General features: G+C 71.7%; 12 protein-coding genes. 4 read left to right on the top strand and 8 right to left on the bottom strand.

The features are described from left to right. The first annotated feature begins 259 nt into the window (after positions 1 to 259). Positions 260 to 1,378 carry a nucleotide disphospho-sugar-binding domain-containing protein gene (locus OHS33_RS27240; protein ID WP_330333033.1) on the top strand — a complete coding sequence of 373 codons (1,119 nt, stop codon included), beginning with the start codon at positions 260 to 262 and terminating at the stop codon, positions 1,376 to 1,378. Positions 1,379 to 1,572: 194 nt separating this feature from the next. Here OHS33_RS27240 and OHS33_RS27235 read toward each other — a convergent pair whose 3' ends face one another. The 3 genes from OHS33_RS27235 to OHS33_RS27225 all read right to left on the bottom strand — a co-directional run bounded on the left by OHS33_RS27235 (position 1,573) and on the right by OHS33_RS27225 (position 4,222). Beyond that, complete coding sequence (locus OHS33_RS27235) at positions 1,573 to 3,117, bottom strand: PH domain-containing protein (protein WP_330333032.1); 1,545 nt, start codon at positions 3,115 to 3,117, stop codon at positions 1,573 to 1,575. After that, entirely contained in the window at positions 3,114 to 3,605 is a 492-nt protein-coding gene (locus tag OHS33_RS27230) for a PH domain-containing protein (RefSeq protein WP_443065471.1), read from the bottom strand. Before OHS33_RS27230 ends, OHS33_RS27235 begins: the two co-directional genes overlap by 4 nt. Before the next feature lie 68 nt (positions 3,606 to 3,673). Further along, positions 3,674 to 4,222: a hypothetical protein gene (locus OHS33_RS27225; RefSeq protein ID WP_330333030.1), complete on the bottom strand. Its 549-nt coding sequence runs from the start codon at positions 4,220 to 4,222 to the stop codon at positions 3,674 to 3,676. Positions 4,223 to 4,456: 234 nt separating this feature from the next. Here OHS33_RS27225 and OHS33_RS27220 point away from each other — a divergent pair, with 234 nt between their 5' ends. Together OHS33_RS27220 and OHS33_RS27215 are read left to right on the top strand one after the other, a co-directional pair. Continuing rightward, on the top strand, positions 4,457 to 5,707 hold the full coding sequence (locus OHS33_RS27220; protein WP_330333029.1) for a sensor histidine kinase: 1,251 nt from the start codon (positions 4,457 to 4,459) through the stop codon (positions 5,705 to 5,707). Next, on the top strand, positions 5,697 to 6,329 hold the full coding sequence (locus OHS33_RS27215) for a response regulator transcription factor (protein WP_330333028.1): 633 nt from the start codon (positions 5,697 to 5,699) through the stop codon (positions 6,327 to 6,329). The genes OHS33_RS27220 and OHS33_RS27215 overlap by 11 nt, the downstream gene beginning before the upstream one ends. Before the next feature lie 59 nt (positions 6,330 to 6,388). Here the strand turns inward: OHS33_RS27215 and OHS33_RS27210 are convergent, their stop codons facing one another. The 3 genes from OHS33_RS27210 to OHS33_RS27200 all read right to left on the bottom strand — a co-directional run bounded on the left by OHS33_RS27210 (position 6,389) and on the right by OHS33_RS27200 (position 12,835). Next, on the bottom strand, positions 6,389 to 9,265 hold the full coding sequence (locus OHS33_RS27210; protein ID WP_330333027.1) for a helix-turn-helix transcriptional regulator: 2,877 nt from the start codon (positions 9,263 to 9,265) through the stop codon (positions 6,389 to 6,391). Between the two features lie 251 nt (positions 9,266 to 9,516). Beyond that, the gene (locus OHS33_RS27205) at positions 9,517 to 10,278 is read right to left on the bottom strand and encodes a thioesterase II family protein (RefSeq protein WP_330333026.1); all 762 of its coding nucleotides are present in this window, start codon (positions 10,276 to 10,278) and stop codon (positions 9,517 to 9,519) included. A gap of 397 nt (positions 10,279 to 10,675) precedes the next feature. Further along, the gene (locus OHS33_RS27200; RefSeq protein WP_330333025.1) at positions 10,676 to 12,835 is read right to left on the bottom strand and encodes a RecQ family ATP-dependent DNA helicase; all 2,160 of its coding nucleotides are present in this window, start codon (positions 12,833 to 12,835) and stop codon (positions 10,676 to 10,678) included. A gap of 362 nt (positions 12,836 to 13,197) precedes the next feature. Here OHS33_RS27200 and OHS33_RS27195 point away from each other — a divergent pair, with 362 nt between their 5' ends. Next, positions 13,198 to 13,827: a hypothetical protein gene (locus tag OHS33_RS27195; protein ID WP_330333024.1), complete on the top strand. Its 630-nt coding sequence runs from the start codon at positions 13,198 to 13,200 to the stop codon at positions 13,825 to 13,827. Positions 13,828 to 13,899: 72 nt separating this feature from the next. Here the strand turns inward: OHS33_RS27195 and OHS33_RS27190 are convergent, their stop codons facing one another. Then, positions 13,900 to 14,547, bottom strand: coding sequence for a hypothetical protein (locus tag OHS33_RS27190; protein WP_330335229.1), 648 nt, complete (start codon positions 14,545 to 14,547; stop codon positions 13,900 to 13,902). 59 nt (positions 14,548 to 14,606) lie between these two features. Then, entirely contained in the window at positions 14,607 to 15,317 is a 711-nt protein-coding gene (locus OHS33_RS27185; protein ID WP_330333023.1) for a ribonuclease HII, read from the bottom strand. Positions 15,318 to 15,332 lie beyond the last annotated feature (15 nt).

Here is a 15,332-nt window from a genome sequence, read left to right as displayed (position 1 = left end):
GCGCGCTCCATTACCCCCGAATAAAGAATCCAAGACCAGGGTCACTCTTGCATGCGGGAGAAGTGGGAGAAACCCCTAACGGGCCCCTACGGACCCCTAACCAGGGCCTTCGGACAGCGCATCGACTCGGCTTGACTCGGCATGCACGACTGCATCAGGATGCGCTGTCGAGGCCGGTAATTGCAAGAATACCCACACTATTCCATCTCGACCATACCGGCCTGGAAAATACAAAGCCACCCAAGGAGGCGCGTTTCCTGTGCGCGTACTGTTTGTGTCCTATCCGGCCATCGGCCACGTTTTCCCCATAGTTCCGCTGGCCTGGGCGTTGCGCTCGGCCGGCCATGAGGTGCTGGTCGCCAGCGCGGGCGACGCCCTGGAGGCCGCCAACGCCGGTCTGCACGTGGCGGATGTCTCCCCCGGCTTCCATCTGGAGGACTTCCTCCAGTCGACGGCCGCCGAGCTGATGGCCCGCCTGCGCGGTCCGGGCGGTGTCGACCCGATGGACGGGCTGACGCTCTTCGCCCACCTCAACAACCACCTGGCGGACGGCATCGTGCGGACCGCCGACGCCTTCAAGCCCGATCTGATCGTCTTCGAGCAGATCTTCGTGTCCGGTCTGATCGCGGCGGCGCGCCTCGGTGTGCCGGCCGTGCAGCACAACTTCGGTTTCGCGCGGGGTACGCAGCTGCGCGAGCTGACGGTGTCGATGCTCACCGAGACGATGGCGCGGCACGGCGTGGACCGGGTGGCCGACCGGGTCCCGACGATCGACATCGCGCCGCCGAGCATGGCGGAGCCCGAGCGGGACGGCTGGTCGATGCGGCCGGTCCCGTACAACAGCGGTGCAGTGCTGCCGGACTGGCTGCTGGAGGAGCCGGGGCGGCGCCGGGTCGGGGTGACCCTCGGCACGGCCTCGGTGCACATCAACGGTCTGGGGCCGGTGCAGCGGCTCGCGGCGGCGGCCGCCGGGGTGGACGCGGAGTTCGTGCTGGCGCTGGGCGATGTGGACACGACGGCGCTCGGCGAACTGCCGCCCAACGTCCGGGCCGTGGGGTGGGTGCCGCTGACGGCGCTGCTGCAGACCTGCGACGCGGCGGTGCACCACGGCGGTGCGGGCACGACGCTGGCGGCGCTGAACGCGGGTGTGCCGCAGCTCGTCCTGCCGGACGGAGCGGACCGTCACATCAACGCGGAGGCCGTACGGGACCGGGGTGCGGGTCTGCTCGGTACGGCCGATGACCTCGGCGCGGAGGTCCTCGTACAGCTGCTGTCGGACGGGAAGATGACGGCGGCCGCCCGCGAGGTGCGCGAGGAGATCCGGTCGATGCCCTCTCCGGTGTCGCTGGTGCCGAGGCTGGAGGAGCTGGCGGGCTGAGCCCGGGAAGGACGAGCGGCAGGGGCCGTATCCGGACATCGTTTCCGGGTACGGCCCCTGCCGTGTGTGCGGGGCGACAGGTTCGAGGGGGAGGAGTCGAGGGGGAGGGGTCGAGGGGGAGGGTTCGAGGTGGAGGGGCGGCACGGGGGTACCGCCCCTCCACCTCTCGGGGGTGCGCCAGTTGGTCTGAGGGGTCAGCCGCGCGGGACCCGTTCGATGAACGGGGCGAGCAGCCTGGGTACGGCCTCGTCGGCGTAGGCGAGGCCGGCGCCGACGGACACGTCCCGCACCTTGTAGCAGCCGACGCCCGCGGTGGTGGCGCCGATGGTGAGGAGTCCGTTGCGTCGCTGGAAGTAGGAGCGGGAGATGTTCCAGCCGATGACGCCGTCCCGCTGGAGGGCGACGGTGCGGCGGGTGAAGGTGCCGGCCCGGACGACGAGGTAGCGGTCGCGGATTCCGTGGCCGAGGGCGCGGTAGGCGTCGTTGGCGAGGACGAAGACGACCGGCAGGCCGACGAGCGCCGTGATCCAGGCGGTGTGCACCAGGACGGGGGTGAGCCACAGCCCCAGGCCCAGCGGGACCGCGACGACGGCCGCGAGGACCAGCAGGCCGCGGTTGATCCGACGGCGCAGGGCGGCGCGGGAGTGCCGTACGAGCTTGGTCAGCTCCGTCGGGGACCCTTCCTCGGCGAGGACGTCGGCGGCGACCCGCAGGGCCTCGTCCCGGGGCACGGGCGGGGTGAGGGAGGCGCGGTTGCGGTTCTGGTCGGTGCTGCTGAGGCCGCTGGCTATGGCGCTCAGAGCGGCGCCGCCCGCCCAGCGCAGCAGCATGGGCTCGGCGATCTCGACGCCGCGCAGCCTGCGCTCCTCGATGGTGACGGAGCGGGAGATGAGCAGTCCGCGGCGGATGCGGAAGAAACCGTCCCGCTCGCGCTCCAAACGGTAGTTGGTCCAGGCGTCCACGAAGGTGACGGTGGAGACCGCGGCGCCCACGGCGGCGGTGATCACGACGGCGACGAGGATGCCGAACCACAGGGGTACGGAACCGAAGCGGTCCTCGATGTCCTTGACGATGCCCAGTTCGAGGGGATCGACCTTCATCTCGTGCAGGATGCGGTAGGCGGTGCCGACGCCGGCGAGGACACTGCCGACGCCCCAGATGGTGAGGGGCGCGTAGCGCAGCCAGGCCCAGTCCATCTCGGCGATGGTGACGTCTTCGTCCTGGCCGGTGGCGCGCCCGCTGCCGCGGAGGTCGATGAGGAGCCTGCGCAGTTGCCTGGCCTGGCGCCTGGTGATGCCGTCGAGGGCGAGCTTGCGGCTGGACGCGGAGTTGTCGCCGGTGCCGATGCGCAGCGAGGTGAGGCCGAAGAGGCGGTGCATCGGCTTGGCTTCGACGTCGACGTTGCGGACCCGGTCGACGGGGACCGAGCGGCGGCTGCGGAAGAGCAGGCCGGAGCGAAGTTCGACCCGGTCGGCGGTGACGCGGTAGCGGGTGGTCAGCAGCCGCATCGTGCTGATCCCGGTGATGACCAGGAAGACGATCAGCAGGGAGCCGAGCGAGATGAGGGCCTGGAGGTTGGCGCCGGTCAGGGCGACCGTGACGGCGAACAGGGCGAGCGGTCCGGCGAGCATGCTCAGGTTGACCAGCAGCAGCCGGGGGCTGAGCCTGCTCCACTGCGGGTCTTCGGCGGCGCCGTGGGGGGTCCCGGTGGCCGCCCAGTGTTCGGTGTCGTGGCTCATGTCGCGTCCCCGGGCGTGGCCTGGGTCACCCTGGTGAGGTGCTCGACCACGTGCTGCGCGGTCCGGTGGTCGATTCCCTTGATCTTCACGGCGCCGGAGTAGGAGGCGGTGGTGACGGTGATGCCGGAGAGGCCGAAGAGCTGCTGGAGGGGCCCGCGCAGGGTGTCCACGGTCTGGATGCGGGACATCGGCACGACCCGCCACTGCTGCCAGAGCCAGCCTGAGGCCGCGTAGACGGCTTCGTCGGTGGTTTCCCAACGGTGCACCCGGTAGCGCCAGACCGGCATGACGGCCATGTAGGCGAGGCCCGGTACGAGCGAGATCAGGAAGGCCCAGCCGAAGAACGGCCTGGCGGGCGGGATGCAGAGATACAGCACGCCGAAGACGATCGGCAGGGGCAGGGCGAACATCGAGGACTGGAGCGTCCACCATCCCACTGCCCGGGCTTCGACACGATTGCGCGGGGGCCTGAGCCTGACATCTTGCATGTGTTTCACTGCTTCACCCTAGTTCTGAGACGATCTTGCACCCAAGCCGGATCTGACGCTCCGTCATGTCAGTGCGTGTTGGCGGAACTCGCCTGGTATGGGGACGTGTTGTCGGCCGCGGGGGTCCGTACCTCTGGCAGCCGACGGCGCTTGTTCAGCAGCACGGCGGTCCGCGTCAGCACCATGGCCAGGGCCATGAAGACGAAAGCGTTGGAGTAGACGGCCTGTCCGCTGAGCTTGTAGTCGGTGCTGAACCGGACGATGCCCTCGCTGAACCAGTGCTGTGAACCGTAGGCGAAGAGCACGTGCGAGGCGGAGAGCGCGGTCCACGCCAGCGCGTAACCGGCAGCGCCCTTGGTGCGGACCTCACCGGAGGCGCCGCGGTGGGCGGGGAGGAGCGCCGTGACGGCCAGTCCGCAGATGATACCGGCGCCGATGCCCGCCAGTTGGAGGGAGGGGTCATTGCCGTCGACCGGCAGCGTGTGCACGAAGAGCGCGAGGGTCACGGCGACCGCGAGGAGCGGGGGCAGCATCCGCAGGGTGGTGACGCGGCGGGTGCCGAGGTCGGTCGACAGAATGCCGGCCAGGATCGTCCCGCCGGCGATCAGTGCGTTCAAGAACGGGCTCAGGGGAGGGACCTCTTCCTCACTTCGGCAGTGCCTGTCGTCCGGCAGTGCGGTCACTTCTTTCCTCTCACCTGCAACGCTAGGGGGCGGGGGTGGGACGCGTGGACAACCGACCAGTGGGTTCCGCTGTCAACCGACCGGTGGACACGGCGGACGCGGCGGACACGGCGGACGCCGCCGGGCCGCCCTCGTACCGCGCCCGGCCGAAGTGATAGGACTTGTCCGGTGAGCACTGAAACCCGCACGGCGCAGGCGACAGACGTCCAGGACCACGCGCCCGAGGCGGGAACCCGGTGGTTCGGCCTGTGGGACGCCCTCTTCGCGGTCTCGTACGCCGTCACCACCATGCTGCTGTTCACCTCCGCCGGTGAGCAGGTCCACCGGGCCGTGGCCATGGCCGCGCTGACGGCGGCCGTGCCCTGGTACGCGGCCCTGGGACGCAGCACGATGATCCACCAGGGCCAGGGGCCGGTCCGGCGCAGCGTCGTCTTCTCCGTCGGCCTGTTCGTGCTGTTCGCGGTGGCCGTGGTCTTCGACCTCGCCGCCTCGTTCGCCCTGTTCGCCGTGGTCCCGATGCTGATGATGAGCCTCGCGACCTCGCCGGCGATCGCCGTGGTCACGCTGGCCAACCTGGTTCCGGTCATCGTGGTGTGGCTGCGCGGCGGCACCCTGAGCCGCGACATCCTGGCCGTCCTGCCCACCTCGCTCCTCGGCATCGCCCTGTCGGTCATGCTCGGGCTGTGGATCACCCGCGTGACCCGGCAGAGCCGCGACCGGGCCGAACTCATCGAGGAGTTGCACCGCAACCGCGCGCAGGTCGCCCGGCTGTCGCGCAAGGCGGGGGTCTCCGCCGAGCGCGAGCGGCTCGCACGGGAAATCCACGACACCCTCGCCCAGGGCCTCACCAGCATCATCAGCCTCGTCCAGGCCGCCGAGACCGACTTCACGGCCGACCCGGACCGGGCCAGGGCGCATCTGGCGCTCGCGGGGCGCGTGGCCCGCGAAAGCCTCGGGGAGGCCCGCGAGTTCGTCACCGAACTCACCCCGCCCGCACTGCAGGAGTCCTCGCTGGTGCAGGCGACGCGGCGGCAGGCCGAGGGCCTGACGGCGCAGACCGGCATGCGGGCGCACGTCACCGTCGAAGGAGCCGAGCGGGAGCTGCCGATGGCGCTCAGCGTGGTCCTGCTGCGCTCCCTCCAGGAGGCCATCGCGAACATCCGCAAGCACGCGGGGAAGGCACGCACGGCCGAGATCCGGCTCGTGTACGAACAGGACACCGTGCGGCTGCTCGTACGGGACGACGGACCCGGGTTCACCGTCACCGGGGACCAGCGGGGAAGCGGGCTGCGCGGCATGCAGACCCGCGCACACGAGATCAGCGGGGCGGCGACCGTGGTCAGCAGCCCCGGGCAGGGCACCACCATCGAGGTGACGGTGCCCGTGCCCACGAGTGGAGAGGCAGCCGATGAGCGCTGACAAGACGATCGGCGTGATGCTGGTCGACGACCATCCGGTCGTACGGGAGGGGCTGAGCTCGATGCTGCGGTCCGCCGACGGCGTGAGCGTCGTCGGGCAGGCCGACTCGGGCGAGGAGGCGATCGCGATGGTCACCAGACTGGCTCCCGACATCGTGCTGCTCGACCTCCAGATGGGCGGGATGGACGGGGTGGAGACCACCGGCCACCTGCTGCGCGCCGCTCCGGCCACCAAGGTGGTGATCGTGACGACGTACGAGAGCGACACCGACATCCTGCGGGCCGTGGAGGCGGGCGCGGCGGGCTACCTGCTCAAGGGCAGCTCACGCGACGAACTGGTGCAGGCGGTGAAGGCGGCGGCCCGCGGTGAGACGGTCCTGACGCCGTCGCTGGCCCCCAAGCTGTTCCGGGCCCGGGTGGTGGAGCCGCCCGCGTTGTCGGACCGTGAGCGCGAGGTGCTCCAGCTGGTCAGCCTCGGGCTGACCAACGCGGACATCGGCCGTCAGCTGTTCATCAGCGAGGCGACGGTGAAGACGCATCTGCTGCGGTCGTTCAAGAAGCTGTCGGTCTCGGACCGGACGGCCGCGGTGATCAAGGCGCTGAAGCTCGGCCTGCTGTCCTGACGGGCCGGTCCGGACCGGCCCGGGGGCGGCGGGCGCCGCGCTCCCGGCGCCGGGCGCGCTCAGGCGATGCTCGGCAGGCTCATGTCCGACAGCCGGGCGGGCAGATCGCGGCGCCGCTTCACCTTCAGCTTGCGGTAGATGCGCGTCAGATGCTGCTCGACCGTCGACACCGTGACGTAGAGCTTGGTCGCTATCTCGCGGTTGGTGTGGCCGCGCGCGGCCAGCAGTGCGACCCGCGCCTCGGCCTCGGACAGGACCTCGACCTCGCTGAGGGGCTCGGCCTCCCGGCCGCCGCTCTGCGCACCGGCCTCGCCGCCGTCGACCTGGCCCGGCATGAACTGCTGGCACAGCGGTTCGGCGCCGCAGGACTTGGCGACGTGCCAGGCCTTGCGCACCAGCATCCGGGCCCGGTTGAAATCGCCCAGCGCCCGGTAGCCGCGGCCCAGCTCCCCCAGCGCCACCGCCAGCTGGAGCCGGTCCCCGCCCTCCTCCAGGGTCTCGACGGCCTCGATGAGCCGCTTGAGCCGGAGCGTGAGGTCGCCGCCGGTGTGGGCGAGCGTGAGCAACAGGAAGCCACGCGTCCGGCTGCCCACGGGCCCCGTCTCGCGCTGCTTCTGCTGCTCGGTGTACTCCTTCGCGCGCGCGACGTTGCCGAGGGCCAGCCACGCCTCGGCGACATCCAGCCGCCACGGCACCAGCTCCGCCGCGTCCATGCCCCAGGCCTGCATCAGCTCGCCGCAGTTCAGGAAGTCCCGCACGGCGGCGTGGTAGCGGCCGGTGGCCAGGTGGCAGCGGCCCCGGGCCCTGAGGTAGTGCAGGCCGGTGAGGGTCTCGAACATGGCCTGCGGCACCGGCTGTTCGAGCAGGCTCATCGCCTCCTCGTGGTCGCCCATCTGGACCTCGGCCTCGACGAGGATGGCCAGCGGCAGCGCGATGCCCACGCCCCAGCTCTGCAGGGAGATGCGGGACATGGCGTGCCGGGCCTGGGCGGCCGCGCCGGGCAGATCGCCCTTGCGCAGCAAGATTTCGGCCCGGACCACGCCGAGGGCGGCCTGCCAGGTCGGGGCGTTGCGCGCGGAGCACTCGCCGAGCAGCCGTTCGCACCAGGCGGAGGCGAGGTCGAGGCGACCCGCGTAGATGACGGCGAGGAGGGCGAAGACGAGCGGCTGGAGGGTGCGGTCGCTGAGGTGGTAGCGCTGGAGCACCCGGGTGGCCTTGCTGACGGCGGCCTCCGCCTGGGTCCCGCCGCGCAGGGCCGTGCGGACGGCGTCCGCGGCCTGGACGTAGGCGTTGTCGGACATGTCGTACGGGACGGACTCGGGCCCCGCGACGGGCAGCGCCCCCGGCGCCCCTGACAGCGTTGTCCGCCGCGGTTCCACGGCGTCGAAGAGGTCGCGGGCCGGCGGACTGACCAACGAGAGCCAGCTCTGGGCGGCGGCGAGCGTGCCCGGGTCGTACGCGGGCGCCCGTCCGGCCGCCTCGGCCTCGCCGTCGGCCTTCTGCAGCTGCAGTACCGCCTCGCCCGCGCCCCGGGACTCGCCCATCCACGCCAGGAGCGACACGGACTGGACGAGATCGCGATCGGCGAGCCGGCCGGCGGCGAGCTCGCGGGACAGCTGCCGCAGATGCCCCTCGGCCGCGGCCGGGCTGCTGCGCCAGACGATGCACGCCAGCCGGGACTTGAGGGCGGCATGCCGGGGGCCCTCCGCGCAGGAGGCGACCGCCAGTTCCCCGCACCGCAGGGCGAGTTCGTGCTCGTCCTCGACGAGGGCGTACTCGACCGCCTCCTGGAGGACGGGGATCGCCCACTCCTCGACGTTCTTGCGGGCGGCGAGGAGGTGGCGGGCGACGTCGAGGGCCGTCGCACCCTCCTGGTGCAGGAGTCTCGCGGCGCGCAGGTGCAGTGCGGACAGCGCGGCGGGCGGGGTGGCTTCCAGGACGGCGGTGCGGGCCGCGGGGTCGCGGAAGGAGCCGTGGCGCAGGACGGCGCACCGGCTGAGGTCCTGGAGGGCCTGTTCGGTGGCCTTGGCGTGCAGGTCGACGATCCGGTTGAGCAGGACCAGGGAGCAGGCGCTGCCCAGTACGGCGACGCCCCGGGCGACGGTGAGCAGTTCGGGGTCGCCGCGGTGCAGGCAGTCGAGCACGGCGCGTTCGAAGGTGTCGCCGGGGGCGAGCCGCTGGAAGGGCTCGCTGTCTCCGAGCGCCGTGAGTCCGTCGTCGATCAGCGCCCTGACCAGCAGCGGATTGCCGCCGGTGGTCTCCTGGCACTCGGCGGACAGCCGCCCAGCCGTGGCCGGGGAGAAGTGGTCGGCGAGGACGCCCGCGGTGCCGCTCGTGGTGAGCAGGGGAAGCCGGAGGCTGGTGCAGTTGGGCTGGCGCTGCAGTTCGGCGTGGAAGGCGAGTTGCGCGGACCGCAGCCGGACGGCTTCGGTGAGCACGATCAGGACGCCCGCCTGGCGCACGCGGCGGGCGAGGCACAGCAGGAAGGCGAGGGAGAGCGCGTCACCGTGGTGGACGTCGTCGATGGCGATGACGACGGTCCGGTCCCTGGCCATCCGTAAGAGCGCGGTGGCGACATGGGGCAGGACGCGCATGCCGGCCTCGACGGCGCCTTCGGCGTCCGTCGTCCCGGTGGACACGCGGTCCAGCAGCTCGGTGGCGTAGGCGTGGACTTCGGGCGACAGGGGCGCCGCGCTGTCGAGGATCCTGCGCAGAATTCCGAAGGGCAGATAGCGCTCCGCCCGGGAGCCCGCGGCTTCGAGCACCAGCGCGCCCGCGGCGAGCGCCTCTTCGGTGAAGATTTCCAGCAGACTCGTTTTCCCGCCGGCGACTGCACCGCTGATGACGGCGACCCGCCCCCGGCCGCGGATTGCGCTGCCGAGTAATTCCTTCAGCGTCTCCAGCTGCTTCTCGCGCTCGACAAGCCTACCCGCCACAGATTTTCCTTCCCCCGAACTGCACGACTTGCGAGGACTTCGCAACGGGCCCGGTGGGCGCCCGCCGAAGGCGCCGCCGCACCGCTTGGTGTGCCGGTGCACGGTGCGCACCGGCGGGCCGTCATTCACGGCCTGCCCCGTTCGGTCACCACCGGTCGGCCGTTGGTCATTCGGCTTCGCGGCTCCTCCACTGCGGTGGAGGTCGGCACGGGGCGCGCCGGGTTTCCCCGGCCTGGTCGACAGCGCTCAGCTCACACCATTCGAGCCGGCGCGGCGATTTCCTCCGAAATAATTTCCATGATCTTTTCCTGGTGATTCGCCAGGAAGAAATGGCCGCCGGGGAAACTGTGGATGTTGAATCCGCCGGTCGTGTGCGCCTTCCAGGCTTCCGCCTCTTCCCGGCTGGTCCTCGGGTCCGCGTCACCCGTCAGCATCGTGACGGGAGTGCGCACGACGTCTTCCGGCGCGGCACGGTAGTTCTCGATGGCGGTGTAGTCGCTGCGGATCGCGGGGAGCACCATGCGAAGGATTTCCTCGTTCCCGAGAATCTTCGCGTCGGTTCCGCTGAGTTCCCGCATTTCCGCGACGATTCCGTCGTCATCCCGCAGGTGGACGGTCTCGTGGCGGTAACTGGAGGGCGAGCGCCGGCCGGAAGCGAAGATCCGCACCGGAGTGACGCCGTGGTCCCGCTCCAGCCTGCGCGTCACCTCGAAGGCGAGGATCGCGCCCATGCTGTGGCCGAAGAACGCGAGGGGGCGGTCGAGCCACGGTACGAGCTGCCCGGTCAGGGCGTCCGCGTAGGCGCCGATGTCGACGATCCCGGGCTCGTCCCGGCGGTCCTGCCTGCCGGGGTACTGCACCGAGAGCACATCCACCGCCGGAGCCATCGACTGCGACATCGGGAAGTAGAAGGAGGCCGAGCCGCCGGCGTGCGGCAGACAGACCAATTGGATCCGGCTTTCGTCCGAAGCGTGGTAGCGGCGAACCCAGAGGCTAGTTTCTTGCTTATTCAACGGACTGAAACTCCCTGTTCAAGCCCCAGATGCAGCGCGCCCGTTCGACGGCTCGAACCCTTCCGCCACTTCCGTGCGCGCGTTTCGGTAAGACATTTCTAGCAGAACGATCAAGGCGGGGAGTACCCCTACTTTGTACCCCTATGCTGGCCGGAACCACCCACTCGGGAACCCTGGCCCGGCATTCGGTCCCCCGCGCGACGACAGGCTCCCTGGCCAGGCCTGGAGCGGCCATGGCCCGTTCGGCCGTCCGCACCGAATGCCCCACCGCGGATCCCGGCAGGGGCGATTTCTGCCGTGTGGCTCAAAACAGACGCATCTGCGACTTCCCAAAGAAGTCTCATCTTTATCCTCGCTTTATGTGCACGATCGCAGGCGCTTCCCGTGGGCCGTTCGGCTACCCGGCCAGCGCGAGGACGAGCGGGAGCACACCGCCCGCACCGGACTGACGCAGGAGGCGTGCGCCCACGGCCAGGGTCCAGCCGGAGTCGGTGTAGTCGTCGACGAGCAGGACCGGGCCGGGGGCGGCGGCCAGGGCCGCGGCGAGTTCGTCGGGCACGGCGAACGAGGCGGCCAGGGCGCGCAGCCGCTGGGCGGAGTTGCTGCGGTGCGCCGCGTATTCGCCGGCCTCCGGGGTGTAGGCGAGGCTGCCGAGCAGCGGGAGCCTGCCGACCCGGGCCACCCCCTCGGCCAGTGAGGCGACCAGCCGCGGCCGGGTACGGGACGGCATGGCGACGATCCCCACCGGCCGCGCCACCGCGTCGGGGGAACCGCTGGCCCAGCCGCCCGGCGAGCGCGCCCAGTCGGCCAGCACCGTCACGACGGCGGCCAGCACATCGTCCGGCACCGGCCCGTCCACGGCCTGCGCCGACAGCAGGGGGCGCAGCCGGTTGCCCCAGCCGATGTCCGACAGCCTGCCCAGCGCGCGCCCGGTGACGGCCTGCTGGCCCACGGGGATGCGGCCCTTCAGGTCCATGCCGACCGCGGCGAGCCCGGTCGGCCACATCTTGCGGGACTCGACCTCGACCCCCGGCCGGTCCAGCTCACCGGCCGCCGCCGCGAGGGCCACGGGCGAGACGACCGCCTCCAGCCAGGGCCCGGCGCAGTTGTCGCAGCGGCCGCACGGGACCGCCTTCTCGTCGTCCAGCTGCCGCTGCAGGAACTCCATCCGGCACCCCGTGGTCCCCACGTAGTCCCGCATGGCCTGCTGCTCCGCCGCCCGCTGCTTCGCGACCCAGGCGTACCGCTCCGCGTCGTACGCCCACGGCTGCCCGGTGGCGGTCCAGCCGCCCTTCACGCGCTTGACCGCGCCGTCCACGTCCAGGACCTTCAGCATCGTCTCCAGGCGCGAGCGCCGAAGGTCCACCAGCGGCTCCAGCGCCGGCAGCGACAGCGGGCGGCCCGCCTGGGCCAGTACGTCCAGGGTGCGCCGGACCTGCTCCTCGGGCGGGAAGCCCACCGAAGCGAAGTACGCCCAGATCGCCTCGTCCTCCCGCCCGGGCAGCAGCAGCACATCCGCGTGATCCACACCACGCCCCGCACGCCCCACCTGCTGGTAGTAGGCGATCGGAGACGAGGGCGACCCCAGGTGCACCACGAACCCCAGGTCCGGCTTGTCGAATCCCATTCCCAGCGCCGAGGTCGCCACCAGGGCCTTCACCCGGTTCGCCAGCAGATCCTCCTCCGCCTGCAACCGGTCGGCGTTCTCCGTCTTCCCGGTGTACGAAGCCACCGGATACCCGCGGTGCCGCAGGAACGCCGCGACCTCCTCGGCCGCCGCCACCGTCAGCGTGTAGATGATCCCCGAACCCGGCAGGTCCCCCAGCCGGTCCCCCAGCCACGCCAGCCGGTGCGCCGCGTCCGGCAGCTCCAGCACCCCCAGCCGCAGGCTCTCCCGGTCGAGCGGTCCGCGCAGGACCAGGGCGTCCTCGCCGTGCGTGCCCAGCTGCTCGGCCACGTCCGCGGTCACCCGCGCGTTCGCGGTGGCCGTCGTGGCCAGGACCGGTACGCCCTCCGGCAGCTCCGTCAGCATCGTGCGCAGCCGGCGGTAGTCGGGGCGGAAATCGTGGCCCCAGTCGGAAATGCAGTGGGCCTCGTCGACCACCAGCAGACCGGTCGTGGCCGCGAGCTTGGGCAGTACCTGATCGCGGAAGTCCACGGAATTGAGGCGTTCGGGGCTCACGAGGAGGACGTCGGTCTCGCCGCGCTCGACCTCCCCGTAGATGGTTTCCCACTCCTCCGGGTTGGCCGAGTTGATCGTGCGCGCCTGGATCCCGGCCCGCGCGGCCGCCTCGACCTGGTTGCGCATCAGCGCCAGCAGCGGAGAGATGATCACCGTCGGCCCGGAGCCGCGCCTGCGCAGCAGTGCGGTGGCGACGAAGTAGACCGCCGACTTGCCCCAGCCCGTGCGCTGCACCACCAGCGCCCGGCGGCGCTCCTCCACCAGGGCCGCGACGGCCTGCCACTGGTCCTCCCGCAGCCGCGCGGAACCCCCCGGGGCACCGACCAGCTCAGCGAGGATGGCATCGGCTTCAGTGCGGAGCTCCAGGTTGTCCATGGCCCCATGCAACCCGATCCCACCGACAATCGGCGAATCCACCCGGCCCGCACGGCCGACATGCGAGAACAGGGGGACTCCGGACGGCCGACCAGCCCATTTCCGGACGGAGGTGTTTCCGCTGGTACCAGCGGTCCGGCCGGTACCGGATGCGTCATCGACGGCGTGACTGGGCAAGAATATGAACGGCATACCGGCCAATTACGGTCCGCGACGCCAATTGCTCGTTGCCGCATGCTCACGGGCCGCGCGAGAATCGGAGTGTTCCCGCTCGGCTCGTCGGCACTCTTGAAGGCCGCGCTGCGGCGCGCCCGCAACCCAGCCGTGCCCGTCAGCGGCGCGCGTAACCCGAAGGGAGGACCGTGACCTTCGGATTCGCCCCGCCCGCGATCACCTCGCCGGCCATGATCACCGGCGGCGCCAGCCGGCACGGCAGACTGCTGGAACCCGCCGAATGGACCGCCGCCGGGATCCCCTTGCTGCGCAATCCGCGCGAGCTCGTCAGCGGGCTGCACTCCCGCCACGGTCCCGGCCCCTCGACGGCGGTGATCGCCGTGCTCGGCCCCGAGGAACGGCTGGTGGCCAGTGCCTCGTTCGTCCAGCGGGCCGTGTCGGCCGACGGCTGGGAGTACCGCAACGCGCTGCTCGCACGGATGCGCCGGGTGCTTCCGCACGACCTGAGGAGACGGACCCCGGTGCGCACCGCGGTGCTGCTCTACTGCCGCGACGGCGACGAGCGGTGGACCGAGGAGGACGGGGCCTGGATGTGGGGGCTGCGGGACGCCTGCACCCTGCACGGGCTGCGCTGCGGCGCGTACATCACCCTGACCCGGGACGGCTGGCAGGTGCTCGGCGAGGGCCGGGGCGGCCGGCAGCCCAGTTCGGATTCCCGGCCGGTCCGGATCGGCGAGGTCGGCTCGGATCCCGCTCCGCTGACGCTGCGCACCGGCGGGGGCGCGGCCGAGGCGATGCGGCGCACCGCCGCGCGCTGAGCCGCCGCCGCCCGTACGCCCGTACCCGCCCGCCCGCGTGTGCACGCGGACGGGCGGGCGGGTGGCGGGACGTCAGACGCTCGCGCCCAGGACGGAGTTGATCCGCTCCGGGTCGCCGCACACGACCAGCAGCGCACCGGCACGCGTCAGCGCGACCGGCAGGGCCGCCACGATGGCGTCGGCCGGTCCGCCGTTGGCCGCGAAGACCACGACCGGGCGGGCGGCGGCGCGCTGTACGTGCGCCGCGTCCGCGTAGAAGACGTCGTCCCGGGCGTCCTGCTGGGCCCAGTACGCGCTCTCGCCGAAGGACAGCTCGTGCGCCGCCCACGGGTGCGGGTCGCCGCTGGTGAGCACCAGGATGTCGCCCGGCGCGCGGCCGGTGTCGAGCAGCAGGTCCACGGCCTCTTCGGCCGCGTCCAGCGCGCCCTCGGCCGAGGCCGGGATCAGCTGGATCTGCGGCACCGCGGCGGAGACCGACGGTGCGGTGGGGGCCGCGGGCGCGGCCGGGGTGACGGAGGGGGTTCCGGGGGTGGCCTGCTGCGGCACGCGCTGTGCGGGCGGAGCGGGCCGGACCGGACCGGGACGCCCGGGCCGAGGTACGGCGACGGGACGCGGACCAGGTACGGGGCGGGGGGTCTGCGCGGTGCGGCTCGCGGCCGGCGTGACGCGGGGACCCTGGGCACTCTCGTGAATCTGAGGCTCCTCGGTGGTGAGAGGCAGGAGTTGGCATCTTTCAAACACCGGTACGCAACGTACCGGCGGGCTGCACATCAGTGCGATCAGAATTCGAAGCCGAGCTGGCCTCCGTTTTCCAGTTCGAGCGATTCCTCGCTGCGGCGCACCTTCTTGAGGTGGCGCCACTGCGGCAGCGCGTCGAGGTAGGACCACGAGAGCCGGTGGTACACGGTGGGCCCCCGCTCCTCGAGCGCCGCCCGGTGCACGGGCGAGGGATATCCGGCGTTGGCGCCGAAGGCGAAGTCCTCGATGCCGTCACCCGGTTCACCGAGTCCGGCCATCATCCGGTCGCGCCACACCTTGGCGATGACGGAGGCCGCGGCGACGGCGACGCAGGACTGGTCGCCCTTGATCACCGTACGGACCCGCCAGGGCGGGCCGAGGTAGTCGTGCTTGCCGTCGAGGATCACCGCGTCGGGCCGCACCGGCAGGGCCTCCAGGGCGCGCACCGCGGCGAGCCGCAGCGCGGCGGTCATCCCGAGTGCGTCGATCTCCTCGGGCGAGGCGTGCCCGAGGGCGTGCGCCGTCACCCAGTCCTCCAGGACGACGGCGAGCTTGTCGCGACGCTTGGGGGTGATCAGTTTGGAGTCGGTGAGGCCTTCTGGCGGGCGGCGCAGACCGGTGACGGCCGCGCACACGGTGACGGGTCCGGCCCAGGCCCCTCGTCCGACTTCGTCGACCCCGGCTACGACCTTGGCGCCGGTGGTCGCGCGGAGGGAGCGTTCGACGGCGTGTGTGGGTGCTTCGTACGGCATGGCGCCAGCAAGGTT

Source organism: Streptomyces sp. NBC_00536 (assembly GCF_036346295.1).
In the GTDB taxonomy this organism is placed as follows: domain Bacteria; phylum Actinomycetota; class Actinomycetes; order Streptomycetales; family Streptomycetaceae; genus Streptomyces.
This window is presented reverse-complemented; position numbering and strand designations above follow the sequence as displayed.

Excerpts from the sequence above, each read along its gene's own strand:
- OHS33_RS27230 (WP_443065471.1), bottom strand. The coding sequence starts at position 3,605 with ATGCAAGATGTCAGGCTCAGGCCCCCGCGCAATCGTGTCGAAGCCCGG.
- OHS33_RS27200 (WP_330333025.1), bottom strand. The coding sequence starts at position 12,835 with ATGGACAACCTGGAGCTCCGCACTGAAGCCGATGCCATCCTCGCTGAG.
- OHS33_RS27215 (WP_330333028.1), top strand. The coding sequence starts at position 5,697 with ATGAGCGCTGACAAGACGATCGGCGTGATGCTGGTCGACGACCATCCG.
- OHS33_RS27235 (WP_330333032.1), bottom strand. The coding sequence starts at position 3,117 with ATGAGCCACGACACCGAACACTGGGCGGCCACCGGGACCCCCCACGGC.
- OHS33_RS27185 (WP_330333023.1), bottom strand. The coding sequence starts at position 15,317 with ATGCCGTACGAAGCACCCACACACGCCGTCGAACGCTCCCTCCGCGCG.